Origin of the sequence: Nocardia sp. NPDC056000 (genome assembly GCF_042269265.1) — a bacterium.
Classification (GTDB): Bacteria; Actinomycetota; Actinomycetes; order Mycobacteriales; family Mycobacteriaceae; genus Nocardia.
Genome location: NZ_JBHJXS010000016.1, coordinates 12592 through 36989 on the forward strand (window position 1 = coordinate 12592; position 24398 = coordinate 36989).

At 66.0% G+C, this 24398-nt stretch carries 30 protein-coding genes; 17 read left to right on the forward strand and 13 right to left on the reverse strand.

The annotated features are described in order from the left end of the window. Nucleotides 1-54: 54 nt before the first annotated feature. The 4 genes from ACFC4D_RS38275 to ACFC4D_RS38290 all read right to left on the reverse strand — a co-directional run bounded on the left by ACFC4D_RS38275 (nucleotide 55) and on the right by ACFC4D_RS38290 (nucleotide 2765). On the reverse strand, nucleotides 55-1224 hold the full coding sequence (locus tag ACFC4D_RS38275) for an alpha/beta hydrolase (protein ID WP_376070819.1): 1170 nt from the start codon (nucleotides 1222-1224) through the stop codon (nucleotides 55-57). A gap of 29 nt (nucleotides 1225-1253) precedes the next feature. After that, entirely contained in the window at nucleotides 1254-1385 is a 132-nt protein-coding gene (locus ACFC4D_RS38280) for a hypothetical protein (RefSeq protein ID WP_375968533.1), read from the reverse strand. Further along, entirely contained in the window at nucleotides 1382-1723 is a 342-nt protein-coding gene (locus ACFC4D_RS38285) for a hypothetical protein (RefSeq protein ID WP_376070822.1), read from the reverse strand. Before ACFC4D_RS38285 ends, ACFC4D_RS38280 begins: the two co-directional genes overlap by 4 nt. Before the next feature lie 127 nt (nucleotides 1724-1850). Beyond that, complete coding sequence (locus ACFC4D_RS38290; protein WP_376070824.1) at nucleotides 1851-2765, reverse strand: SDR family oxidoreductase; 915 nt, start codon at nucleotides 2763-2765, stop codon at nucleotides 1851-1853. Nucleotides 2766-2872: 107 nt separating this feature from the next. Between ACFC4D_RS38290 and ACFC4D_RS38295 the strand changes: the two genes are divergently transcribed. After that, on the forward strand, nucleotides 2873-3535 hold the full coding sequence (locus ACFC4D_RS38295; protein ID WP_375968535.1) for a TetR/AcrR family transcriptional regulator: 663 nt from the start codon (nucleotides 2873-2875) through the stop codon (nucleotides 3533-3535). Here ACFC4D_RS38295 and ACFC4D_RS38300 read toward each other — a convergent pair whose 3' ends face one another. Then, a complete protein-coding gene (locus ACFC4D_RS38300) occupies nucleotides 3536-4108 on the reverse strand; it encodes a DUF664 domain-containing protein (protein ID WP_376070826.1) in 573 nt (190 codons plus the stop codon). Nucleotides 4109-4131: 23 nt separating this feature from the next. Here ACFC4D_RS38300 and ACFC4D_RS38305 point away from each other — a divergent pair, with 23 nt between their 5' ends. After that, nucleotides 4132-4770 (forward strand): hypothetical protein, encoded by a 639-nt coding sequence (locus tag ACFC4D_RS38305; protein WP_376070829.1) that lies wholly within the window; start codon nucleotides 4132-4134, stop codon nucleotides 4768-4770. 7 nt (nucleotides 4771-4777) lie between these two features. On the opposite strand, the gene ACFC4D_RS38310 is transcribed toward ACFC4D_RS38305, so the two are convergent. Beyond that, a complete protein-coding gene (locus ACFC4D_RS38310) occupies nucleotides 4778-5212 on the reverse strand; it encodes an iron chaperone (RefSeq protein ID WP_376070832.1) in 435 nt (144 codons plus the stop codon). A 117-nt stretch (nucleotides 5213-5329) separates the two neighbouring features. On the opposite strand from ACFC4D_RS38310, the gene trpM reads away from it, so the two are divergent. The 13 genes from trpM to ACFC4D_RS38375 all read left to right on the forward strand — a co-directional run bounded on the left by trpM (nucleotide 5330) and on the right by ACFC4D_RS38375 (nucleotide 16276). Next, on the forward strand, nucleotides 5330-5494 hold the full coding sequence (trpM, locus tag ACFC4D_RS38315; protein WP_375968539.1) for a tryptophan biosynthesis modulator TrpM: 165 nt from the start codon (nucleotides 5330-5332) through the stop codon (nucleotides 5492-5494). A 142-nt stretch (nucleotides 5495-5636) separates the two neighbouring features. Then, nucleotides 5637-6869, forward strand: a complete 1233-nt coding sequence (gene trpB / locus ACFC4D_RS38320; RefSeq protein ID WP_376070834.1) for a tryptophan synthase subunit beta — start codon at nucleotides 5637-5639, stop codon at nucleotides 6867-6869. Next, complete coding sequence (gene trpA / locus ACFC4D_RS38325; RefSeq protein ID WP_375968541.1) at nucleotides 6866-7678, forward strand: tryptophan synthase subunit alpha; 813 nt, start codon at nucleotides 6866-6868, stop codon at nucleotides 7676-7678. The genes trpB and trpA overlap by 4 nt, the downstream gene beginning before the upstream one ends. Nucleotides 7679-7939: 261 nt before the next feature. Further along, nucleotides 7940-8383, forward strand: coding sequence for a hypothetical protein (locus ACFC4D_RS38330; RefSeq protein WP_375968542.1), 444 nt, complete (start codon nucleotides 7940-7942; stop codon nucleotides 8381-8383). A gap of 257 nt (nucleotides 8384-8640) precedes the next feature. Beyond that, nucleotides 8641-9390, forward strand: coding sequence for a dienelactone hydrolase family protein (locus tag ACFC4D_RS38335; protein WP_376070837.1), 750 nt, complete (start codon nucleotides 8641-8643; stop codon nucleotides 9388-9390). A gap of 121 nt (nucleotides 9391-9511) precedes the next feature. Continuing rightward, on the forward strand, nucleotides 9512-9799 hold the full coding sequence (locus ACFC4D_RS38340) for an antibiotic biosynthesis monooxygenase family protein (protein WP_364638758.1): 288 nt from the start codon (nucleotides 9512-9514) through the stop codon (nucleotides 9797-9799). A gap of 143 nt (nucleotides 9800-9942) precedes the next feature. After that, complete coding sequence (locus ACFC4D_RS38345) at nucleotides 9943-11376, forward strand: sensor histidine kinase (protein WP_364638761.1); 1434 nt, start codon at nucleotides 9943-9945, stop codon at nucleotides 11374-11376. A gap of 71 nt (nucleotides 11377-11447) precedes the next feature. Then, nucleotides 11448-11819: a roadblock/LC7 domain-containing protein gene (locus ACFC4D_RS38350; protein ID WP_364640402.1), complete on the forward strand. Its 372-nt coding sequence runs from the start codon at nucleotides 11448-11450 to the stop codon at nucleotides 11817-11819. Further along, nucleotides 11816-12160 (forward strand): DUF742 domain-containing protein, encoded by a 345-nt coding sequence (locus ACFC4D_RS38355; protein WP_364638764.1) that lies wholly within the window; start codon nucleotides 11816-11818, stop codon nucleotides 12158-12160. The genes ACFC4D_RS38350 and ACFC4D_RS38355 overlap by 4 nt, the downstream gene beginning before the upstream one ends. Next, nucleotides 12135-12752, forward strand: coding sequence for an ATP/GTP-binding protein (locus tag ACFC4D_RS38360; protein ID WP_364638767.1), 618 nt, complete (start codon nucleotides 12135-12137; stop codon nucleotides 12750-12752). Before ACFC4D_RS38355 ends, ACFC4D_RS38360 begins: the two co-directional genes overlap by 26 nt. After that, nucleotides 12749-13975, forward strand: coding sequence for a cytochrome P450 (locus ACFC4D_RS38365; protein WP_375968544.1), 1227 nt, complete (start codon nucleotides 12749-12751; stop codon nucleotides 13973-13975). The genes ACFC4D_RS38360 and ACFC4D_RS38365 overlap by 4 nt, the downstream gene beginning before the upstream one ends. Nucleotides 13976-13985: 10 nt before the next feature. Then, a complete protein-coding gene (locus ACFC4D_RS38370) occupies nucleotides 13986-15203 on the forward strand; it encodes a cytochrome P450 (protein ID WP_376070840.1) in 1218 nt (405 codons plus the stop codon). 98 nt (nucleotides 15204-15301) lie between these two features. Then, nucleotides 15302-16276 carry a DUF2332 domain-containing protein gene (locus ACFC4D_RS38375; protein ID WP_376070843.1) on the forward strand — a complete coding sequence of 325 codons (975 nt, stop codon included), beginning with the start codon at nucleotides 15302-15304 and terminating at the stop codon, nucleotides 16274-16276. 5 nt (nucleotides 16277-16281) lie between these two features. Here the strand turns inward: ACFC4D_RS38375 and ACFC4D_RS38380 are convergent, their stop codons facing one another. Both ACFC4D_RS38380 and ACFC4D_RS38385 read right to left on the reverse strand, forming a co-directional pair. Then, nucleotides 16282-16800, reverse strand: a complete 519-nt coding sequence (locus ACFC4D_RS38380; RefSeq protein WP_376070846.1) for a pyridoxamine 5'-phosphate oxidase family protein — start codon at nucleotides 16798-16800, stop codon at nucleotides 16282-16284. A 69-nt stretch (nucleotides 16801-16869) separates the two neighbouring features. Beyond that, complete coding sequence (locus tag ACFC4D_RS38385) at nucleotides 16870-17487, reverse strand: TetR/AcrR family transcriptional regulator (RefSeq protein WP_375968549.1); 618 nt, start codon at nucleotides 17485-17487, stop codon at nucleotides 16870-16872. Nucleotides 17488-17573: 86 nt separating this feature from the next. On the opposite strand from ACFC4D_RS38385, the gene ACFC4D_RS38390 reads away from it, so the two are divergent. Further along, nucleotides 17574-18503 carry a metal-dependent hydrolase gene (locus ACFC4D_RS38390; RefSeq protein WP_376070849.1) on the forward strand — a complete coding sequence of 310 codons (930 nt, stop codon included), beginning with the start codon at nucleotides 17574-17576 and terminating at the stop codon, nucleotides 18501-18503. After that, nucleotides 18504-19688, forward strand: a complete 1185-nt coding sequence (locus ACFC4D_RS38395) for a hypothetical protein (RefSeq protein WP_376070852.1) — start codon at nucleotides 18504-18506, stop codon at nucleotides 19686-19688. On the opposite strand, the gene ACFC4D_RS38400 is transcribed toward ACFC4D_RS38395, so the two are convergent. The 5 genes from ACFC4D_RS38400 to ACFC4D_RS38420 form a co-directional block, all read right to left on the reverse strand. After that, complete coding sequence (locus tag ACFC4D_RS38400; protein WP_376070854.1) at nucleotides 19627-20826, reverse strand: hypothetical protein; 1200 nt, start codon at nucleotides 20824-20826, stop codon at nucleotides 19627-19629. The two genes, ACFC4D_RS38395 and ACFC4D_RS38400, sit on opposite strands and share 62 nt — an antisense overlap. Nucleotides 20827-20891: 65 nt before the next feature. Continuing rightward, a complete protein-coding gene (locus ACFC4D_RS38405; protein ID WP_376070857.1) occupies nucleotides 20892-21869 on the reverse strand; it encodes an alpha/beta hydrolase in 978 nt (325 codons plus the stop codon). 44 nt (nucleotides 21870-21913) lie between these two features. Next, on the reverse strand, nucleotides 21914-22420 hold the full coding sequence (locus tag ACFC4D_RS38410) for a hypothetical protein (RefSeq protein WP_376070859.1): 507 nt from the start codon (nucleotides 22418-22420) through the stop codon (nucleotides 21914-21916). Between the two features lie 22 nt (nucleotides 22421-22442). After that, nucleotides 22443-22895, reverse strand: a complete 453-nt coding sequence (locus ACFC4D_RS38415) for a MarR family winged helix-turn-helix transcriptional regulator (protein ID WP_375968554.1) — start codon at nucleotides 22893-22895, stop codon at nucleotides 22443-22445. A 242-nt stretch (nucleotides 22896-23137) separates the two neighbouring features. Next, nucleotides 23138-24301 (reverse strand): glycosyltransferase 87 family protein, encoded by a 1164-nt coding sequence (locus tag ACFC4D_RS38420; protein ID WP_376070861.1) that lies wholly within the window; start codon nucleotides 24299-24301, stop codon nucleotides 23138-23140. Between the last annotated feature and the right edge of the window lie 97 nt (nucleotides 24302-24398).

Below are 24398 nucleotides of genomic sequence, written 5' to 3' on the forward strand. Positions count from 1 at the left end.
AAAAGGTCCGCCGCACTCCGAATCTCGGACTGCGGCGGACCTTTTCAACCGTGCCTACTTCTGCGGCGGCGCACCGCCACCCGGCGGCGGCTGCTGCCCGTCACCGGGCGGCTGCTGTCCGCCCGGAGGCTGCTGCCCCGCGGGCAGCGGCTTGCCGATGTGCTGCGCGATATCGGGCAGCATGCGGTTCGCCACCTGCTCCCACTGTCCCCAGTTGTGCACGCCGATGCTCGGGAAGTCGTAGGTGACATTGTCGTATCCGAGCCCCTGCAACCGCGACTGGAACGCCTTGGTATTGGCCAGCGCGATCCCCTCCAGCGGCATGCCCTGGATGACGGCGTCCACCGAGGACAGATCCTGTTGCGCCGGAACGGCACTGCCCGCGGCGATGTACAGCCGGATGTTATTGGCGATCAGCGTCGGCGCGAAACCGACGGCGTCCTGTCGCTCCCAGGCCGGGCTGCCCGCGGCCGCCATGGAGTCGATGTTGTAGCCGCCCGCGGCGATCATGGCCAGCCGCAACGCTTCTCGCATGCCCGGCGCGGAGGAATGCAGATAACCAGAGAGCGATCCGGCGTACACGAACTGATCCGGATGGTAGGCCGCCAGCACCACCGCGGCACTGCCGCCGCTGGAGAGCCCGAACACGCCATTGCGACTATCGCTGAACCCCAGCCGATTTCGCAGCGCGTCGCGCAGCTCGTGGGTCAGGAAGGTTTCCCATTTGTAGGTGTTGGTCTTGCCCTGCGTCTCATCCCAGCCCGCGATGGCCGATCCGGAGTCCCGCCCGGGCAGCAGCGACGCATCGGGGTTGACGCCGCCGAAGCTGCTCGGCTCATTCCAGTCCGCGTAGAAACTGGATTCGCCGCCGACCGGCATCACCACATTGATATTGAACTTGGCCAGCGCCGCCGGAATGCTGGTGTGCAGCTCCCAGCCGTTCAGATCGTTCTGCGCCCGTTCCCCGTCGAGCAGGTACACCACCCGATCGGTATTGCCGTCGGCCGCACGAATGATCCGGGTGTTGATCGCGCCCATGGCGGAGTCGACCGAGAAGTCGAACGCCGCCGGATCACGGTCCGCCACAGCGGGTCCCGCCACTACCACCGACGCCCCGAACGGTAGTAGTGCGACCGCGACGGCACCTACAACGGTCCGCCTGCCCCACCCACCCCGGGATCTGTGTCGGCGCTCCCGCGCCCCTCGCACAGCGAAGCCACCCATATCCTGTTATGCCCTTCCGCAATGCGGCCCTACTCGACCGCTCCCCACACCGCCCCGCCATACCGAACAACGGCGCGGCCCATATCGCCGAGCAGCATAACGCGCCCCCGCACCCCCGTCCCCACGAAATCCACCGGGCACAGACCCGGCCAAATGATCACGGGGCAATGGTGAAGGCGAGGCTGCGGCCGCGCGCGTCCAGGCGGCCGTCACCCCAGCTGGCGCCACCGTAGCCGTCGACTTCGATGGCGTACTCCCCGGCCGGCAGGGTGCCGGGCAGGCGCACCGTCGCCCAGGGGTGGCCGTCGACGAGTTCGAGGTAGGTGCGCTCGGCCCCGATTGCCAACGGCACCAGGAAGATTCGCGCGTATTCGAGTGTCATGTGCGCGGCTGTCGCACTGGCGGGCGACCAGCCGATTCCGACCTCGCGGGTATCCGCCTCGAATTCCACGGTGACCCGCAGCCGCGCTTCTCCCTCCAGCCCCGCCTGATAGCCCACGACATCCTCCTCGACCGCCTGCCCGATGCACCACGAGTGGCGACGCGATCGGGCATGCTCTGTCTTCCAGGCTGGCATGAAGAGTTCGGGCGGGCAACGCGGCGTACCCGGCCGGGCCGGACGCCGGTCAGGCGGGCAGCCGGGTGCCGGTGAGCCGCTCGGCCAGTGCCCACAGTTCGGCATTGGTCTCGCGATCCCGAGCGCGACGCGTGATGGTGGCGGTTCCGGCGGGGCCGACCAGTCCGAATCGTCCTGTGGGGCCGTAATATTCACCATTTCGCGCACCGGGATCGGCGGCGGCGTAGAGCAGCGGTTCGGCACCCTGTTCGGCCGCTTGCGAAGGCAGGAAGCCGAGATTGTTGAGCCAGCCGCGCGCGGGCTTCTCGCGCCCGAGACTGGCGCCGGCGGTTTGCAGATTGGTGCGGGTGTAGCCGGGGTGGGCGGCGGCGCTGAGCAGGTTCCAGCCGCGCTGTTCGGCGACCTCGGCCAGGCGCAGCGACAGGATCAGATCGGCGAGCTTGGATTGCGCGTAGGAGCGGTTCGGGCTGTAGCGGCGCTCCCACTGCGGATCACCGAAGTTGATGCGGCCGAAGTTCGCGGTGCCGCTGCTCATGGTCGCCACGCGCGGACGTTCGGCGCGCAACAGCAGCGGAAGCAGGCGCATGGTGAGCGCGAAGGGGCCGAGAAAGTTGCTGCCGAACTGCAATTCGAAGCCGTCGGCGGTGGTGTGCCGGTCCGGCGGGGCCATCACACCGGCATTGTTGACCAGTACATCGAGCGGGGTGCCCGCGGCGGTGAGCTCGTCTGCGAAGGCCCCTACCGAGGCGAGGTCGGCGAGGTCGATCCGCCGCACCTCGAGCTTCGCCTCCGGATGCCGCGCGAGGATTTCCGCCTTGGCCGCCTCACCCTTGGCCGGGGTGCGCACGGCCATGATCACCTGTGCGCCCGCGGCCGCGAGCCGTGCCGTCGCTTCCTTGCCGGTGCCACTGTTGGCTCCCGTGACGACAATTGTCTTACCGGTCTGATCAGGCACTTCGTACATGGTGAGCCCCTTCGGCGGATTTAGAGACCATCGGTCTCTTGCATGATTCGAGGTTAAGAGACCACCGGTTCGTTGTCAATAGACCGGTGGTCTGAAATACTCGGGACATGGTCCACTTCCAACGAGCCCGCAATGATGAGCAGCGCGAACTACGCCGCCGTGCCATCCTCGACACGGCCGCCGCCATGCTCGCCGAAATGCCGGTGGTGGATGTCGGACTCAATGAACTGGCCCGCCGCGTCGGCCTGGCCAAGTCGAATGTGCTGCGCTACTTCGAATCCCGCGAGGCGGTGCTGCTCCAGCTGCTGGATCTGCGCTATCGCGAATGGATCGGCACCGTGACCCCGCTGCTCGCCGATCACACCGGTGACCTGCGCACCCGCCGCACCCGCCTGGTCACCGCGTTCGTCTCGACCCTCGCGGGCGAACCGGTGCTGTGCGATCTGTTCAACGCCCAGGCCGCCATCCTCGAGCGCAATATCTCGCCCGAGGTGGCGGCCGATTACAAACGCACGTCACTGGGAGCCACCGCCGAACTGATGGCACCGGTCGACCACCTGATCCCGGAGTTCGGCCCCGAATCGGCCCTGAAATTCTGTGCGGCGGCACTGCTTTCGGCGGGCGCGCTGTGGAGTCACAGTCATCCGGCCCCCGCCATGCTCGCCGCCTACGAAGCGCATCCGGATCTGGCGGCCCTGCGGCTCGACTTCGTCCCCACGCTCACCGATCTGCTCACCGTGCTCGCCCGGGGGCTGCTGGCCCCGGACTGATCACGGGCGTTGATATTCGGCGCTGCGCCAGCCCGGCGGCGGATCCTCACCGACGCGGCCGTCGACGGCTTCGCGGATCAGGTCGGCGTGGCCGGTGTGGCGGCCGTACTCCTCGATGAGGTCGCAGAGCAGGCGGCGCAGGCTGAGGTGGTCGCCGTCCCAGTTGAGATGGACGGATTGGTCGAGACCGCCCGCGGCGAGGGTGGCGGCGAGAGTCGCCCTGGATCGCTCGATGGTTCGATCCCAGAGGGCGTAGAGCTGTTCGGGGGTGTCCGCGGCGGCCGATTCGAAGTCCCAGTCGGGGGCGGTCTTCCAGTCGACGGTGTCCCAGGGCGGGCTCACCGGCGCTCCGGAGAGTTTGGCGGTGAACATCTCGTCCTCGGCCCGGGCGAGGTGTTTGAGCAGACCGCCGAGGGTGAGCGCGGAGGCTCCGATGCGGACGGCCAGCCCGGCGGAGTCGAGATCATCGGCCTTCCAGCGGAAGGTGGTGCGCAGGCGTTCCAGCGCGCCGATGAGCTGCTCGGCCTCGGTCCCGGCCAGCGGCGGCTCCCAGGGAGTGGCGCTCGATGTCATAGGGCCACGCTAGCCTCGGGCGCATGGGGTTGGCAGTGGCAACACACGCGTTGGCTTACGCGCTGGAACATGATGAAGAGCATGCCGAAGCGCTGCGCGAGCAGCTGCAAGCGCTGAACGAACTGCTCACGGCCGAGGGACTGGCACCCCATGATGAGCCCGCCATCCACGGCCCGGCGACGGCCCGCGACCGACTGGGCGGGTTCCCCTACAGCTTCGTGCACTATCTGCGGCGCGCGTACGCCCGGGCGCTGGAGCATCCCGAAGCTCCGCTGACACCCGTTGCCGCGGGCGAGGATCCGACCGCGGACGAGGTGCTGGACCGTGTCATGTACACCTTCGAATCGCACCTGATCTGCCATTCGGACTGCGAGGGCTTCTACGTCCCGGCCGATTTCGAGGAGGTGCTCTTCCCCGATGCCGCACTGGAGATCCCGGGCGGCATGGTCGGCTCCAGCGCCGCTCTGCAGCGCGAACTCGTCTATGTCGCACCGTATCTCGGCATCACCCTGGTCGACGGCGAGCTATCGGACGCGGAGATAGCCAAGTTCGCGGAGGACGAGGACGAGCATCCGCTCTACCGCGAACGCGAAACCTGGCTGGTGCTGTTCGAGCAGGCACGCGTCTCGATGGCAAACCGCACCCTGATCACCTTCTGCTGAAACCGATTCAGCCGACCGCTTTACGCACGAGTTCGGCCAGGCGCTTCTCATCGGCGGCGGTCATCTTCGTGAGCCCGAACGCGGTCGGCCACATGGAGCCGTCGTCGATCTTCGCCTCATCACTGAAACCCAAAGTGGCATAGCGGGTTTTGAACTTGGCGGCGGCCTGGAAGAAGCAGACGACCTTGCCGTTCAGGGCGTAGGCGGGCTGGCCGTACCAGAGTTTGGCCGTCAGCGCGGGCGCGTTCTCGGTGATGACAGCGTGCACGCGCTCGGCCAGTACGCGGTCGGCCGCGGGCATCTCGGCGATCGTCGCCAGCACATCGGCCAGCGGATCCTTCTTGCCGCGACCCGAGGCCGCCTTCAACTCCTTGGCGCGATCCTTCATGGCCTCGCGTTCCTCGGCCGAGAATCCCTCGTAGCTCTTCTTCGTCGCGGCCATTTCGGTCCTCCTCCAGTGGTCTGATCTGGGCATTTCCCATGCTAGGGGGCGGGCGCGGGGCAAAGCTTCTTCAAACCTGATCGATCGGTGCGCGTCGTGATGGGTTAGGCTGCGGGCATGTCCATCAGCGTCCGTCTCGCTCCCGGTTGCCGCCCGCGCGGCTGCCGTGCGCCTGCGCGACGGGTGCTGGGGCGACGGGTTCGGTATGTGATCGGTTCCGAACCCGGGCAGGTCAATGGAATGCGATGGCTCAACGCGTCGCGTGCCGGGCGGGGTGTCTGAGGGAGCGTTCGCTCCCGGTTCCGCCCTCTCCTTTTCGAGGGTGTCAACGGTTGTCGAGCCGTCGGCATCGGCGCGCGCATACGCGTTCTCGTGACCCATTCCGAGCCTGCCGACCGGGGCATACGCCCCAGGAGACCGAACCATGACCACACAATTCTTCGTTCCGGACCTCGATGGCCGAACGCCCGACGCCGAAGGTTATTTCGGCGCTTTCGGCGGCAGATTCATTCCCGAGGCGCTGGTCGCCGCGGTGGAAGAGGTGGCGGCCGAATATGAGAAAGCCAAGGTGGACCCCGCTTTTCTCGCGGAGTTCGATGAACTGCTCGCCGATTACGCGGGACGGCCGACCGCGCTGACCGAGGTGCCGCGATTCGCGGAGCACGCGGGCGGGGCGCGGATCTTCCTCAAGCGCGAGGATCTGAACCACACCGGTTCGCACAAGATCAACAATGTGCTGGGCCAGGCCCTGCTCACCAAGCGCATGGGCAAGCGCCGCGTCATCGCCGAGACCGGGGCCGGATCGCACGGCGTCGCCACCGCCACCGCCTGCGCGCTGTTCGGGCTCGAATGCGTCATCTACATGGGCGAAGTCGACACCCAGCGGCAGGCGCTCAATGTGGCGCGCATGAAAATGCTTGGTGCGGAGGTGATTCCGGTGCTGTCCGGGGCGCGCACGCTCAAGGACGCCATCAACGAGACGTTCCGGGACTGGGTCGCCAACGCGGCGACAACGCACTACATTTTCGGCACCGTGGCCGGACCGCATCCCTTCCCCGCCATGATCCGCGATTTCCAGCGCGTCATCGGCGTGGAGTCGAAGGCCCAGATCCTCAGGCGGGCAGGGCGATTGCCGGATGCGGCGATCGCCTGCGTCGGCGGCGGATCGAATGCGATCGGGCTCTTCCACCCCTTCCTCGACGATGCCGGGGTGCGCCTGATCGGTTGCGAGGCGGCCGGTCACGGTATCGAGACCGGTGAGCACGCGGCCACGCTGTCGGCGGGCGAGCCCGGCATCCTGCACGGTTCGCGCTCGTACGTGCTCCAGGACGACGAGGGTCAGATCACCGAACCCTGTTCCATCTCAGCGGGTCTGGATTATCCGGGCATAGGACCGGAGCACGCGCATCTGCACGATATCGGCCGCGCGGAGTACCTTCCCATCACCGACGACGCCGCCATGCAGGCATTTCGGCTGCTGTCCGCCACCGAGGGCATCATCCCCGCCATCGAGAGCGCGCACGCGCTCGCGGGTGCGCTCGAGGTCGGCCGCGCACTCGGCCCGGACGGATTGATCCTGGTCAACCTCTCCGGTCGCGGCGATAAGGATATGGACACCGCCACCAAGTATTTCGCACAGTCGGAGGATGCCAAGTGAGCGGGAACACGCAACTGCTGAGCGATACGCTCGCCCGCGCCGCCCGGGAGAACCGGGCCGCGCTCATCGGATATCTGCCCGCCGGGTTTCCGACCGTCGACGGCGGTATCGCCGCGATCAAGGCGGTGCTGGACAGCGGGGCCGATGTGATGGAAATCGGCCTGCCGCACAGTGATCCGGTCATCGACGGTCCCGTCATCCAGGCGGCCGACGATATCGCGCTGCGCGGCGGCGTCCGCATCAAGGATGTGCTGCGCACGGTGCGCGAGGCATTCGAGGCGACCGGGAAACCGGTACTGGTGATGAGCTACTGGAATCCCATCCAGCGCTACGGGATCGAGCGATTCACCGCCGAACTCGCCGCGGCGGGCGGTGCGGGCGCGATCCTGCCCGATCTGCCGGTGCAGGAGTCCGCGGTGTGGCGCGAGCATGCCGAACGGCAGGGTCTGGCAACGGTTTTCGTGGTCGCGCCGAGCAGCCGCAATGATCGGCTCGCCGAAATCACCGCGGCCGGATCGGGTTTCGTCTACGCCTCGGCGCTGATGGGCGTCACCGGCACCCGGCAGTCCGTCGGCACGGCGGCGAACACCCTGGTGCAGCGCACCAAGGCCACCACCGAACTGCCGGTCTGCGTCGGCATCGGCATCTCCACACCCGCCCAGGCGGCTGATGTCGCGACCTTCGCCGATGGCGTGATCGTCGGTACGGCGCTGGTCAAGACGCTGCTCGACGCGGCCGATCTGGATAGCGGAATCACCGCCGCCCGGGAACTCACCGCCGCGCTCGCGGAGGGGGTGCGCAGACGCTGACGGCTCAGTGCGCGCCCAGGAAGGGAGCCACCGCGGTCCACCAGCCGTACACCGTGTCCACGAGCAGTCCGACGGCCAGGCCGGAGAGCACCGACAGGATATTGGGGTCCATGCTCTCCAGCCTAGTCCGGGGCTTCACACGGTCCAGTCGGGCCTTCGTGCGGCAACACTCGGGGCCTTCATGCGGCACAGTCCGAGCTTGTTTCGGACACTCGGTGCTTCGTGCGGCACGGTGCGGCGAACTCTGGTTGTATGCCCCGCATGGCATTGCATATGAGCCCGGACGGAGACTGGCACATCGGTGACAACCCACTCGATTTGGATGCGTTTCTGCACGAAATCGGCGCGGAAGGCTATGCGATCCACGAGACCAGACACTCGCTCTGCGTTAACTGCGGGTCCACTGTTTTCGGCATATCGGGCGATCCCGACCAGGGTGCCATTCGCCGCGATTGCCGCGGTTGCGGCGCAGGGCATTTCGTCGCCGGATGCGATGACGATTGGTCCGACGACCATACCGATGCGGTGGTATGCGTATGCGGCGAAAAGGATTTCAATATCGCCGTCGGCTATTCGCTGTACGCCGAGCGCACCGGAATTCGCGCGCTGACCACCGCCGAGCGCTGTCTGTCCTGCGGGCGCATCGAATCGTTCACCGGCTGGATGGTGCGGGGAGGCGCACTGCACCTGCTCGATCTGGCCTGAGCCCGAACACGAAACCGGTTGCGGTGGCGACGGAACGAACGCCACCGCACCCTCCGGTCGGCGCGCGAACGCCGAGATAAGCGATGGACAGTCCGCGACCGGGTGTGTAACGTACCGCGGGCCGTGACTTCGACCGAGGAGGTGAGACCCATGAACGCTGTATCCGTATGGGTGCTCCCGCTCGGTTCACGGTTGAGCGATTGACGTAGGTGTCGCTGGGAGTGCCTCGAACGCAAGGCATTTCGAAAGGCACCATCATGAACATTATCTCCGAGACATCGTCCAACGGTGTCATCGAACGCGGTTTCGTCCTCGACGAGGTCACCGGCGTTCTCTTCTCCCCCGAATCCGGTTCCACGGGCGCACCGCTGATCCTGAGCGGCCATTCCGGCGGCGTGCACAAGCGCGCACCGGGACTCGTGGCCAATGCCCACCACCTGGTGACCGAACTCGGCTATTCGGTCGCCGCGATCGACGCACCCGGGCACGGCGATCGGCCGCGCAATGAACGCGATCAGCAGTGGGTCGCACAAATGCAGGCGGCGCGGGCGGCGGGCGAATCCCTCGCACCCGTCATCACCGAGTTCAACCTGTCCCTGGCCGAGCGGGCCGTTCCGGAGTGGCAGGCCACCATCGACGCCCTGCAACAGCTGCCCGAGATCGGGCCGGACGCACCGATCGGGTTCGGCGGCATGACCCTCGGCGTGGTCACCGGCCTGTTGCTGGTCGCGGCCGAACCGCGGATCACCGCGGCGTCATTCGGTCCGGTGTTCGTCTTCGACGAGTTGCTGGACGCGGCCAAGAGCATCACCGTCCCGGTCGAATTCCTGATCGCCTGGGACGATGAGGAGATCGATCCGCGGCCGGGTCTGGCGCTGTTCGACGCCTGCGGCTCCCTCGACAAGTCGGTGCACGTCTATCCGGGCAGGCATAACCGGATGCGCGGCGTCCCGGCCGACAGCCGGAGCCGCTTCTTCGCCCGGCATCTGAATGGCACCGCTGTCTGACCGAGGCTGTCCCGGGCGTTCGGTACATACCGGACGCCCGGGTTCGGTTCCGATGAATCACACCGCGCCGCACCGTCCTACCCTGCGACAGATCGTTTCGAATCGAGCGAAGGATTCGCACATGCTCATCGTCGCGGGACACCTCATCGTCGACCCCCAGGACCGTCGGTCGTATCTCGCCGAGTGCGCCGAGGTCGTAGAATCGGCACGCAACGCACCCGGCAATCTGGACTTCTCGCTCACCGCGGATCTGCTCGATCCCGCGCGCGTCAACATCTTCGAACGCTGGGAGTCCCAACAGGCGGTCAATGACTTCCGGGGCAGCGGTCCGACGGATTCGCAAGCGGCGATGATCCGGTCCGCGCAGGTAGCCGAGTATGACATCGCGCAAGTGCGCTCGCTGACCTGATTGTGCGTGAGCCCTCAATTTGCGGGGATCGCAAGTGAAAGTATCGCTGGGATAACGGAATAGGTATGTTGTGGGCTACGGTCGGGCGTGTTGCGCGAGTGCGCCCGACCCCGGTGTAGCCGACAGGATTGACGAAACCCCATATGGCCGTGATGTTTCTCTGGATAGTTGTTCCCCTACTTGTGGTTGCGGTGGCGGCGGCCGGTTATACGGCGCTGCGACTGCGGGCGGAGCGGGCGCGGGCCGACGCGCTGACCGCTCAGGTGCGCGGCTGGGAGCAGTTGCTCGAACAGCTTGTGCGCAAGACGCTTCCGTCGGTCACCGAATCGATTCGGCGACCCGGAATGCCGGTCACCGGGACCGATATCCCGGTCGGACTGGAGCAGTCCAGTATCGCTCCGCTGGTGTGGCAGACCGTCGAATACTATGCCGAGGATTTGCGGCTGCTCTGGTCCGAGGCCGCCGAACAGGGCAGGCGCGAGGTGGAGACGCAGGCCCGGCAGGCGATCGCCAAGGCGGAGCAGACCGTGCGCGATGAGGCGCAGGCCGTGCGCGATGCCGCCCAGGGCGCGTCCCGCGATGTCACCGGCGCGGCCGTGCGCTCGTTCGGCACCTCGGTGGTCAGCCTCGGCGCGGACGTCGGCAAGGTGGTCAGCGCCGCGCTGCGCGAGCATCGCGATGACGCGGTGTACGAGACGCTGATCCGCATCGATCACAGTGTGCAGCAGATGATCCGGCAGGCGCAGTCCTACGTGATCGTCAGCGGCGGACTGCCCGGACGCCGCTGGCCGCAGCAGGCGGTCACCGATGTGGTGGGCGGCGCGATCGGCCGTGTCCGCGATTATCTGCGGGTTCGCTCCACCCAGGCCGACCGCGTGGTGGTGAGCCGCGTGGTGGAGCCGCTGGTGCATACGGTGGCGACGCTGCTGGATAACGCGCTGCGCTACTCGCCGCCAACCTCGTTCGTGGACATCAGTTTTCAGGAAGGCCACCACGGTGTGACCATTCTGATCGATGATGCCGGGGTGCGGATGAATCCCGAACAGCTCGAGGATGCCCGGCAGGTGCTGGCGGGTGAGCGCGCCATCGACATTCTCGAACTCGGCCCCGCACCCAAGATCGGCTTCCCGTCCATCGCGGCGCTGGTGCGCCGCTACGGATTCAGCGTGTACGTCGACGGGCCGAACGCCTACGGCGGCGTGCGCGCCATGGTCTTCATTCCCGAATCACTCTTGGTCGCACCGCAGGACGTGCGGGAGCAGCCCGCGCTTGCAGCGCCTGTGGTCGCACCCGTGCAGGAGCGCAGTGTGGCAGAAGAGGAAGAAATCGCCGCGGCGCTGACCGCGAGCGGACTGACGAAACGTCGGCGGCGCACCGTTGTTCAGCCCAGCGCACCGACGTCGGCGCCCATGCCCGCATTGCAGGCGGCGCCCAATCTCCAATCCGCACCGGCGCTCGCCCCCGCGCCGACGCTCCAACTCGCTCGACCCGATATCGCGGTGGCGTGGTACAGCGGTTCGGTGAGCGGCCGTACCGCCGCGGCCGAAGTCGATCAGACCGAAGGGAACAACTCGTGAATTCACCGACAGCGGCCGACTCGCACACCGCGGTCGACAATCCGTCCGACGGCAGCAACCGGCTCGGCTGGATGCTCGCCGATCTCGACATTCCGGGCGTGCGTTTCGCCGTGCTGCTATCGGAGGACGGGCTGCGGATCGCGCATTCGGGCAATATCACCAAGGACAACGCGGAACGTTTCGCCGCCGCCGCCTCGGGATTGCGTTCGCTCGGTAAGGCGCTCGGTGAATTCTGCGGCGGCCCGGGCGATCGCGTACGCCAGAACGTCACCGAATACGACGGCGGGATGATCTTCATTACCGCCGCGGGCGAGGGCGCGGTCATCGGCGTCTCCACCACCCCCGAGGTCGATGTGGCGCTGGTCGCGCACCGGCTCAACGAGCTCGCGGCGCGGGTCGGGCACGAGCTCGGTGCCATACCGCGCGGCGGCGCCCGGCCGTGACCGGGCCGCGGCGGGATCCCGATCTGGTCCGGGCCTATGTGCGCACGGGCGGGCGTTCGCGCGCCTCCCGGCAGCTGGACCTGGTCACCGTGATCGTCGCCGCCGAAACCCCACCGCAGGGCGGCTCGCCCGATGCCCGGCGCATCTACGCGCTGTGCCGGGACGCGTTGTCGCTCGCGGAGATCGCCGCATATCTCGATCTGCCGCCCTCGGTGGTGAAGATCGTCGTGGCCGACCTGCTCGATGGCGGTCACCTGATAACCCGGACGCCCGCACACACCCTGCCGGACGTCAGCCTGCTGGAAGAGGTACTGAATGGGCTCCGCGCCCTTGCGGTCTGAGTTGGCGCCCCCGGGCGTCGACTATCTGGCCCCCACCGTCGTCAAGTCGGTAAAGCTGTTGGTGGCAGGCAACTTCGGCGTCGGTAAGACCACGTTCGTCAGCAGCGTGTCGGAGATCAAGCCGCTGCGCACCGAGGAGACGATCACCGAGGCCAGTGTCGGCGTCGACGATATGGCCGGACTGCGTGAGAAGACGACCACAACGGTCGCAATGGATTTCGGCCGCATCACGCTGAATCCGCAACTGGCGCTGTATCTATTCGGTACGCCGGGTCAGCAGCGGTTCGTCCCGCTGTGGGAGGAACTCGCACTCGGCGCGCTCGGCGCGCTGGTGCTGGTCGACACCCGGCGCATCGAGCAGTCCGATGAGGTGCTGGCCGTGCTAGAACAGCGCGGTGTGCCGTATTCGGTGGCGGTCAATGAATTCGAAGGCGCGCACCGGTATCCGCTGTCGGAGATCCGCGATGCGCTCGACCTCGCCGAGGGCACCCCGCTGACCGCCCTGGACGCACGCGATCGGCGTACGTGCGTGCAGTCGCTCATCACCCTCGTCGAGTACCTGTTCCAATCTCGTCAGGAGTCACGACTTTGACCACTTCGACCGGGCCCACCGTCCTAGTCGACGGCACGCAATTCCCGCTCTACGCAGAGGAATTCGCGGCCGACCCGCACGGAAACTATCGCGAGATGCGCCGGCGTTACGGCTCGCTGGTGCCGGTGGAACTCGCGCCGGGGGTGTCCGCCACCCTGGTGATCGGCTATCACGACGCGGTGCGGATTCTCAATGATCCGGAGCATTTCCCCGCCGATCCGCGCATCTGGCAGCAGAACATTCCGGCGGACTGCCCGGTCAAGCCGATGATGGAGTGGTATCCGAACGTGCTGCGCAATGCCGGTGAAGCGCATCGCCGGTACCGGCAGGCCAATGTGTACGCCGTGGACGGGGTGGATCTGCACGGGCTGCACGCGATCGTGGAGCGGGAGGCGATTCCGCTGATCAATACGTTCTGCGAGAACGGATCCGCGGAGCTGATCACGCAGTACGCGTTCCCGCTGGTTTTCGCGGGGCTCAACGACATGCTGGGCTGCCCGCCGGAGATCGGGCAGCGGGTGGCCGCGGGTATGGCGGCACTGTTCGACTCGGTGGACGAGAACGCCGAGCTCGGAATGCAAACGCTCAGTGGGGCTTTGCTCGAGCTCATCGAGCTCAAGCGGAGTGAGCCCGGCGACGATATGGTGACGCGGCTGCTCCAGCATGACGCGGGCCTGGATGACACCGAGATGCTGGCCAACATCATCAGCATCTACGGCGCGGGGCTGGAACCGCAGCAGAATCTGATCATCAACACGCTGCGGCTGATCCTCACCGACGATCGCTTCGCCGGTGATGTGCTGGGCGGAAGTCTTTCCACCCGTGACGCTTTGGACGAGGTGCTGTTCAACGATCCGCCGATGGCGAATTTCGCCATCTCCTACCCGCGGCAGCCCATGCTGGTCGGTGAGACCTGGCTGCCCGCCCATCAGCCGGTGGTGATCAGCCTGGCGGGCTGCAATAACGATCCCGCCATCGGCGGCGGGGAGCGCATCGGCAATCGCTCACATCTGGCGTGGAGCCTGGGACCGCATGCGTGCCCGGCGAAGTCGGTCGCATCACTGGTGGCACAGGAGGCCATCGACCAACTGCTGGACGCGCTGCCCGAGCTGCGTCTCGCCGTTCCGGTTGATGAATTATCTTGGCGTCCAGGGCCATTCCACCGCGCGCTGGCAGCGCTGCCGGTGGTGTTCCCTGCGTGCCCGCCGTTGAATGTGAAGTAGGAGAGCTGTTTTGACGATCGAACCCTTGGCATTGGACCTGACCGGTGTCGACATTCAAGGTGAGAACGCCCGCATTCGTGCACGTGGACCGGTGACCCTGGTCGAGCTCATGGGTGTGCCCGCGTGGTCGGTGACCGACGCGGATGTGTTGAAGCGTTTGCTGGCCGATCCCCGGGTGTCCAAGGATCCGGCGCAGCACTGGGCGGCGTTCGGCAATGGTGAGGTCACCCCCGAATGGCCGCTGTTCCCGTGGGTCGCGGCGACCAATATGTTCACCGCGTACGGTTCGGATCACCGCCGTCTGCGCAAACTGGTGTCCCCCGCGTTCACGCACCGCCGCACCATGGCGCTGCGCCCGCGCATCGAGGAGATCGTCACCACCCTGCTGGACAACCTCGCCGCCACCCCGGCGGGTGAAACCGTCGATCTGCGTGAGGGTTTCGCCTATCCGGTGCCGATTCAGGTGCTCACCGAGCTGATGGGCGTCCCCGAGGATCGTGAACCCGCGCTGCGCATCTGCGTGGCGCGCTTCTTCGACACCGAGATCTCCCCCGAGGCGGCCGGTGCCAACTACCTCGAAATGTTCGGTCTCATCGAGGAACTCGTCGCCTTCAAGCGCGATAACCCGGGCGACGATATGACCAGCGTCCTGATCGCCACCCGCGATGAGGACGGTGAGCGTCTCACCGAGAAGGAAATGGTCGACACGCTGATGCTCGTCATCAACGCCGGCCACGAAACCACGGTGAACCTCCTGGACCAGGCCATCGTGGCCCTGCTCACCCACCCCGAACAGCTCGCCGCCGTTCGCGCCGGCGAGGTCACCTGGGACGACGTCATCGAGGAAACCCTGCGCTACGAGGCCCCCGTAGCCCACCTCCCCCTCCGCTACGCGGTAGAGGACATCGAAATCGACGGCATCCAAATCCCCAAGGGCCAAGCGATTCTCGCCTCCTACGCCGCCGCCGGCCGCGACCCCAAAATCCACGGCGAAACCTCCGAATCCTTCGACATCACCCGAGTCAACAAGGACCACCTCTCCTTCGGCCACGGCGTCCACCACTGCATCGGCGCCCCCCTGGCCCGCCTGGAAGCCACCATCGCCCTCCCAGCCCTCTTCACCCGCTTCCCCGACCTACACCTCGCAGACCCCACCACCCTCTCCCCCGTAATCGGCTTCATCTCCAACGGCCACCGCGACCTCCCCGCCCGCCTCACCGCGAACTGATCCCGACCACTCGGGCCCGGCCACTCGCCGGGCCCGAGTTCGATCTTGGTAACTTCATGTCCCCGGCCTCGAATCGGCCGGGACCTGAAGGGGGACGGGTGAATACGGCACAGCGGTATGAGTTCTTCGCCGAGCACGAGGCGCGCGGCCATTCGGAGTGCTACGAGCGATGGTCTCGCGAAATCGCTTATGACGACGAGATTCTCACGCTGATCGAGCAACTGCCCACGGACAAGCGGCAACCGAACCTGATCCTGGGCGCGGCCCGCTATCTGGGGGCCGAGCCGTCGGAGTTCACCGATTTCAAACCGTGGTTGATCCGCCATTGGGCAGCTGTCGCCGAAACGGCGATCGCACGCCGCACCCAGACCAACGAGGCCGGGCGCGCGGCGGTGCTGCTGCCCGCGCTGGCGCGAATTCCGGGGCCGCTGGCCTTGATAGAGGTCGGCGCGTCCGCCGGACTGTGCCTCTACCCCGATCGCTACAGCTACCGATACGACGAGCGAGTGGCCATAGACCCGGCGGACTGCATATCCGATGTTGTGCTCACCTGCGCCACCTCGGGCAACCCGCCCCTACCCGCCGAACTCCCGAATGTGGTGTCCCGCACCGGCGTCGACCTGAACCCCCTCGACGTCGAGAACGCCGACGATATGCGCTGGCTGGAATGCCTGATCTGGCCCGAACAACAGCACCGCCGCGACCGCCTCCGCGCAGCCATCACCATCGCCCGCACCGACCCACCCCACCTGGTCACCGGCAACCTGCTCGACACCATCACCGACCTGGTGGCCCAGGTCCCCTCGGGAGCCACCCCCGTGGTCTTCGGCAGCGCGGTACTCGCCTACCTCGACCCCGCCTCCCGCCTCGCCTTCGAAAGAACAATCCGCGCCCTCCCCTGCCGCTGGATCACCAACGAGGGCGTCGGCGTACTCGATTCGGTCGCGGCCCGCCTTCCCCACTCCCCCAGCACAACTCGCGGCTCCTTCGCCCTCAGCCTCGACGGCCACCCCCTGGCATATACGGGCCCACACGGCCAATCCCTGGACTGGATCGCCGCGGGGCACGCGTAGTTCGGTCAGGCGAAGCGCCAGCTTGTTGCGCCGTGGGGGTCTGCCAGGGCTACGCCTATGGCGGTGTGGATGGTGAAGCGGTAGAGGTACCAGGGGGCGGGGCCGGCGCTTTGGGCGCTGTAGGGGGCGTTTACGGTGTCGCCTGCGCGTTCGGCGGGCCAGCCGCCGGTGCGGTAGAGGGCGGTTACGGCGTCGAGTTCGGGGATGTCGGTGGTGCGGTGGGCGTGGCCTTCGAAGACGAGGTCTACTTCGGGGAGGCGGAAAGACAGTGTGCAGGCGGGGTTTTGGGTGAGGTTGCGGGATTTGCGGGTGCCGGGGCCGCTGGTGAAGTAGAGGTAGCCGTTGTGGGCTATCGCGCCGATGCCGGCCGAATGCGGGCTGCCGTTGGGGGCGACGGTGGAGAGGAAGGCGGCGGTTTCCATTGCGCCGATGCCCTGTTCGGCGGCCTTGAGCGCGCGGCTCCAGGGGAGTTCGTCGTCGCCGTAGATATTGAGGTTCTTGGCGGTGATCGGGTCCGGCAGCATGGCTCCTCCTCGTATCGGATATTGCCTATGGAGACGGTGCGCCGTGGCGGAATTCATCGCCGCGGATGATCAGGGCACGTGCAGGGTGGCCTGCGCCAGCATCGCGGGACCCATCCAGCGACGTAGGTAGCGGCGCAATTCTTCCTCCGAGCGCGGCGGATGGCCGGGCGAGACGAAGAAGGATTGCATTGTGCGGAGCAGGTATTCGACCAGCTCCCGCAGGGATTCGTCGTCGTAGCCGTACTGCGACCAGTCGACATCGAAGCGTTTGATCATGGTCATACCGAAGGCCTGCGCCTCATCGGAGGTGACACCCTCCGGATCGGCGGCGGAGTAGGTCGGGGTCAGCAGAATGCCCAGGTGCGGGGTGCGGTGCACCTCGGTGAGGGTGTAGACGACCGCATCGGTCATGGCCTCGACCGGATCCTCCTGTCCGCGTACCTGTTCGGTGAGCCGGTCCAGGAACCCCGCCACCGACGCCAGGGCCGAGGCGCGCATGAGCGCTTCCGCACTCGGGAAGTAGCGGTACACGGTCTGCCGGATGACACCGAGCGATTCGGCCACGTCGGCAATGCTGATCTCGCGGCCGGTACGACCGATCAGGTCGACGGCCGCGGCCACGATACGGCTCGCCGCCTCGTCGTCACTCTCCGGCGGACTGCCGCCCCACCCGCGCCTTCGTGCCACGAAAACCGACGTTAGCACGTCATGGTCACCCAATATTTCGATTGAACATACACCTAGACGTCAGAGTGTATGTTTGTATGGTCACCATGACGGATCTGATCGTGCGAAAGATGAATTTCGCCTTCGAGGACTACGACGTGCCCTTCCTCTGGAACGAGGAGAATCCCGCCTTCGCGAGCATGGCCAATGCCGTGTCGTTCCTGGCCATCGGCTTCGAGAAGATGATCGTGCAGATGATCATGCAGACGAAACCGCTGATCACCGATGCCGAAGTCGCCGAGGAGGCGGACGCGTTCATGCGGCAGGAGGGTCAGCATTCGACCGCGCACCGCCAGCATGTGCGCGGGCTGATCCGCAGCCATCCGGGCCTGCAGGAAACCCTCGACGAGGTGATCGGCGAATTCGACCGCCTCACCGCCAGCACCCCGCTGAACTACCGCCTCGCGTACACCGCGGACCTGGAGGCCACCTTCACCTCGGTCTTCAAACTGATGCTCGACAATGAGGCGGCACTGTTCGCGCCCGGCGACGATCGCGTCGCCTCCCTGTTCATCTGGCATTTCGTCGAAGAGGTCGAGCACCGCAGTTCGGCACTGATCATCTTCGATTCCGTTGTGGGCAGCGATCTCTACCGCATGCGCATGGCCCCGTCTATCTTCCAGCATGTGCTCAAGGTGGTCCGGATCGCCTGCGCGGGCTTCAATAAGCATGTGCCGGTGGAGGATCGGAAGGTGGACGCGCTCGCCATGTTCGCGAACTACCGCAGAAAGCAGCATCTACGCCGATTGCTACCGGGCCTGCACCCGCAGAACAGCGGACCGATGCTGCGCGCGTTCGACGCGCTGCCGCTCGGCGAGCAGCTGGTGGCGTTGAAGGGCATCATTCGCAGTCAGCTGCCCAAACACAATCCCGCGCACGAGAAGTTGCCCGCGCTCGCGGACGTGTGGTTCCGGCGCTACGAAGCCGGATACGACGTATCCCGCTGGTACACGGCGGATTCGATCGGAGCGAAGTAAATGACCGACCACTGTGCCCCCACCTTCGATCAACTCGCGCACTCGCTCGGCTTCTCCTGCGAGGAAGCGGGCGGCCTGGTCGAATTCCGCAATCCGTTCGGCCTGGAGAACTGGACCCTGACGGTCCTGGAAACCACCATCATCCTCGGCTCCATCCTGGCGCTGATCTGGGCGGTGATCCGGCTGCGCCGGCACGGCGACCCCACCAACCTGGTGCTCTGGTTCAGCGCGACCGCCTACCTGTTCATCATCGAACCGCCGCTCTACTTCCCCGCAGCATTCGGCATCGAAGAGCACGTCGATACGATGTTCGCGCACAACGTCTTCACGGTGGATTTCCTATGGGGCCGCCTGCCGCTCTATATCGTCGCCATCTACCCCTTCATGGCGACCGTGGCCTATGAGATCGTGCGCTCACTGGGCGTATTCCGCCGCTACGGCGCGCTTTTGGGCGCGACCTGCGTGGGTTTCGTCCACCACGCCTTCTACGAGATCTTCGATCATCTCGGCCCGCAATTGCGCTGGTGGGAGTGGTCCACCGGTAATTCGCTGAATCAGCCGTTCTTCGATTCGGTCCCGCTTCCCAGCGTGGTGGTGTTCGCCGCCCTGTGGCCGATGTCGCTGGCGTTCTGCGTCTACTGGTTCGTCGGCCGCAAGGTCGACGCGGGCACCCACTTCACCGGGCCCCAATTGGCAGGCCGCACAGTCGGAATCGGCCTGCTGGCCTCCCTCGGGACCTTCATCCTCCCGCTCCCCGCCACCGTCTTCGGCGCGGGCAGCACCACCGTGCGCGGCACCCTCTACGCCGCCGAGCTGATCGTGCTGACCCTGGTCGCCATCCCGATCCTGTTCCGCAGCTGGCAAAGTCAGCGTCAATCGACCGAAATGCCCCATTACACAAACGCTTTCGTCCGCGTCTACAGCCCCCTCTACCTGCTGGTGATGGCCATCCTCTGGATCACCGCACTCCCTGATCTCCGCGACGCCACCAACGGCCTGACCGCGAACGGCGATCCGATCGGCAACCCCTGGTACACCCTGGCCTGCTTCGTCATCGCAATCCTCTGCGTAGCAGCCATATTCACCACGGCATCGCCCAGTGGTCGGTCGGCGCAGCCGGAAATCAATGATGGAAGTCAGCGCTCGACAGAGCGTGCAGCGACCACCACAGAAGCGGCACCGTAGCGATTACGACAAGCAGCGTGGCGCGGATGACCAGCAGGGCACGATTCAGGACGACGGCTTCGACCACCAGGGTGGCGAGAACAATGGCCGTGATGCCGGTGGCCACCCAGACCGCGTCGGGCTGATGCGTGAATCTGCCCAGGGTCCAGCCGAAGAGCAGCAGTAGCGGCACCGTGAAGATCAGCCAGCCGAAGGCGAATCGGAGCAGGCGTCCGCCGTGCGCCGGGCGGTCGGTCTCGGGTACTCCGTCGACCAGTTCGTCCGGCACCGTGCGGGTTCGGGACAATTGCACGACGGCATGACCGATACCGGCCAGCAGGCAGGACACCAGCAGGGTGCGATAGCAGGCCGCGAGATAACCGGAGGACTCCCGGGGATAACGCCACGCCCACAGCGCCGGGAGCCATCCGGCGGCGAACATCAGCGCCAGGGCCGGAATCGTTTCGGGCCGCGCGGATAGCCGCTGCCGCAGATAACCCGGCGGCAGGGCGCGGCGCGTGCGGCCGAACAGCAGATAGATCTTCGACAGCGATGCGATGCCGATGATCAGGGTGAGCCAGCGCCAGCGTGCGGCATCGGTGAACATGGAGACGACCGCGAGCGGCAGGCTGGTAACCCAGATCGCGGTCGCCGCCCGGCCGACCGCCATCCACATGGCGTCGGCCGCGACCAGGCGCGGATCCGGAACGAACTCGGGTTCCGAATCCTCGTGCGCCGCAAAATATTCCGCGACCGCCTCACCCTCGGGCACGGGCCATTCGCCGATGTGGGTCGAACCCGGGCACAGCAGCGGGCTGTCGTCGGTGTCGTAGTCGTAGTCCGGATCGACCAGGCCGCGCCACCGCATGGCCGACATGCGAGCGGTGATGGCCAGCCCGTGCCAGGGTTCATCGCAATAGGGGTTTGGGCAGTCCGGATAGGTCGGATCGTCGAAGTCGTAACCGGTTTCGGGTTCGCCGTCGCGCATGCTGTCCTCGACGAGCGCGTCGATCTCGTCGAGTAGCCGCAGCACCGGATCGACGGGTGCGGCGTCCTCGGCGTCGAACGGGTTCACGGCGGGATTCGGCCGGGGCGCACCGGCATCCTCGGCGCGGCGTCCGATCGGGCGCACCCGCTGTTCATCCCCGGCAATACTCACCCGCCGATAGTAGGGCGGGCCCCCGACACCCGTCATCGAAAAATACCGCGAACCAACGGAATACGTCAGTGCGCGTTGAGGGCGTCCAGAATCATGGGGCGGGCGTTCGCCAGCGCCTGTTGCCAGTACGGCCAGGTGTGCGTGCCATTGCCGAGTTCGATGCGCGCGGGAATCCCCAAGGCTCCCAGCCGATCCCGGAACATCTGATTCGCGATCAAGGTCATCGCTTCCAGACCCATGGCATTGAGGGTATTGCCCAGCCCGAACGGCAGATCGGCCAATCCGGGCAGCGCATTGCCGGACCAGATGTACATCGGCAGCCCGCGCAGCAATTCGGCCTGATCGGTGGCGTCATTGCGCACCCACGCGGGATCCGAAGCCGGACCCCACATATCGTCGACATTGAAGTTGCCCTCATCGCGCATGGCGGCGCGCATGGCCTCATTCCACATCGGGAACGTCGGGTGCACATAGCCGGAGAAGGATCCGGCGAAGCGGAATTGATCGCGATGATGTGCGGCCAGCGTGAGCGCCGCATTACCGCCCATGGACGCGCCGACGATCGCGTTATTGGTGCGCGAGACGCCGTAGCCCGCCAGATACGCGGGCAGATCCTTGGTCAGGAAGGTTTCCCACTTGTACTTCGTCGCTTGCTGATTGGTGCTGCTGGGCCGATACCAGTCCGTATAGAAGCTGGAGTGCCCGCCCACCGGGAACACCAAAGTCACATTGTCCCCGACGAATTGGCGCAGCGCGTCGGTATCACTGGTCCATTGACTGTGATCCCCCGGTGCGCGCAACCCGTCCAGCAGATACAGCGCCGAACTCCCGCCCCGCGCCGCCCACTGCACCTGAACCTTGATCTTCCCCATCGCGGACGGCACCCAGAGCTCCTGGTAACCGCCTGCGGGAGAACGCAATACCGGACCGGGCACGGGAGCGGCGGTAGCGACCTCCACCCCCGCCGCGCCGAGCAGGACCACCGCCGCGGCGATCGTGCCCGCCCTGCGCCGCCAATTCCCCCGCGAGTTTCGATGTCGCATCACGGTATCCACCCTTATACCTCCCACCTGATTGCCCATCAAAGTTACCCCAGGCGGCTCGAATCCCACTGTCCCTCAGCCGAAGTTGCCGAATTTCCGGCGGATTCGGTCTTGTCACCGCCGCGACGTCCGGTCAGTCGCAGACCGTCCCGGATATTGAGCGACATCAGCACGATATTGACCGCGCCCGCCATGATTTCCACCGCCTGCACGCTGTAGAAGACGATGCCGAAATCGCCGCGCTCGGCGAGTACGTCCAGGGTGATCGCGGACGGAATCAACACCAGTAGTCCATTACCGGCGATGAACGGCATTCGGCGTTTCTTGGCGGCGATGATCGGGTGAGAGGCTTTGCCCGCCAATCGGAATCCACTCGCTCCGGTCAGCGCCAAGGCGAGCACCAGCAACGGCAAACCCCATGGAACAGCCTGTTTGACGGTCGTGACGGCCTGTTTCGAGCCGAAGATCTCGGTCGCGACGGTGGCGAGCCAGAAGGTGAGAATGGTGGTCAGTCCGAGTGCGCCCGCGATGGGATGGATGCGGGAAAGCATTGGTGCACCTCTTGTTCGATGATCAGGTGGGGCGATCGTCCTCGAGATTGCCGATCGCGTGACGCACGGCGCGCAGCAGTGCTTCCCGCTCGGCGTCCGAAAACCCTTCGGTGGCAGCGGCATTAACTTCGCGCGCGGCCGATTGCAGTACGGCGCGCAAGCCGCGCGCCCGGTCGGTGAGGTGGATCAGCGCCCGCCGCCCGTCCGCCGGATCGGGACTGCGTTCGATGAGCCCGTCCCGCTCCATCCGCTTGAGCGTGTGGGCCATGGTGGACTGATCGATGCGGACCCGCTCGCACAGTTCGTGCTGGGTCAGGCCCTCCTGCTCGTAGAGCGCCAGCAGTTGTGCGAATTGCCCCGGCACCACGCCGTGTTCGGCGATTCGATCCCGCAGGGCCTGTTCCATGAGGCGCGCCAGATGGTTGATTCCGTAGCCCAGTGAGGAACTGCGGTCCAGCGGCTCGCGCGGCGTCATACCCGCAATATTAGATGGCAAGCAATGTATTTGACAAGGCGTGCCCGCACCCGGGGCGGCTCACACCGCCCCGGGTGGTCCGGCTACGGAAGCAGCAACCTCCCGAGGAGGTCGTTGACCGCTGCGACCAGGTCACCGATGAAATGCGGGATCATGCCTTTCCTCCTTCGCGAAAGATACTTATAGATCAACTAGATTCGCCCTTCCCTGCGAACCGGAATCCGGATCGAAGGGTGTGCTGATCATTTATTCGTTGCCGGGAGCGGGAAGGATGGCGACCGGTACGAAATCAGGAAGCCGTAGAGCAGCACGGCGAAATAGACCAGGATGTGGGAGTTCTCCAGGATGGCCTCGCTGTGCCAGGGTTTCGGTAGCAGGAAGATTCCCACCGACACATAGTTCTCGCCCCAGTGATACGCCCACGCGCCGGTCGCGACGAACAGCGCCGCGGCCGCGATCCACCAGCGGGAGTTCGATTGCGCGCGATGGACGAGATGGACCAGCAGCGGGACGAACCACACCCAGTGGTGGCCCCAGGCGTACGGGGATACCGCGCAGGCCGTCATGCCCGCGATGGTCACCACCAGCAGGCGTTCGCCGCGGCGCTGCAGGGCCACGGTGAGCGCGAGGCTCGCGAAGGTCACCACTACGACGACCGCGAACCAGAGCCAGATCGGCGCGGAACCGCCGGTCCAGTGCGCGAGCATGCCGCGCAGTGATTGATTGGCCGGATTGGTATCGGGTGCGATGCGCTCGGACTGGAAGAAGGTCTCGAACCAGTAGCGATGCGAATCGGCGGGCAGAATGAGCCAGGCCAGTGCGATCGAACCGAGGAATCCGGCCACGACGGTTGCCGCCGAACGCCATTGGCGCAGCGCGAGGTACTGCACCGTGAAATACGCGGGGACGAGTTTGATACCCGCCGCGATACCGGCTCCGATACCACGCAGGCGGCTGTCGTCAGCGCGCGCGAAATCCCAGAGCACCAACAGCATCAGCACCAGATTGATCTGGCCGTAGAAGAGTGTGGTGCGCACCGGTTCCAGGAACAGGCAGGTAATCGCAAGCAGCGCACTGATTCCCGCCAGCCGGGCGTTCAGGCGATATCCCAGGATGCGCCAGCTCAACAGCACGCAGCCGTACAGCACAACGACATTCACCAGCAGCGATGAATACGTGACCCAGCTCCAGGGCAGCACCACGATCGGCAGGAATACCAGTGCCGAGAACGGTGTGTACGTGTACAGCAGCCCGAAAAACGTTGGCTCCGTGTACAGCGGGCGGCCGTGCAGTACCCGGTCCGCGCCGTCGCGGTACACGTGCGCGTCCAGCCCACCCGCGAGGATGCCGCCGGATTCGTGCATCCACGGGTTGACCGTGGCGAAGACCAGCGTCAATGCGATCACCGCACCGAGGGATAGTGCGAAAACCGTTGCACCCGAACATCTGAACTCGCGTAGCCCCTCTTTCAACACAGGTCTTTACCTTACGTAAAGATCTAGC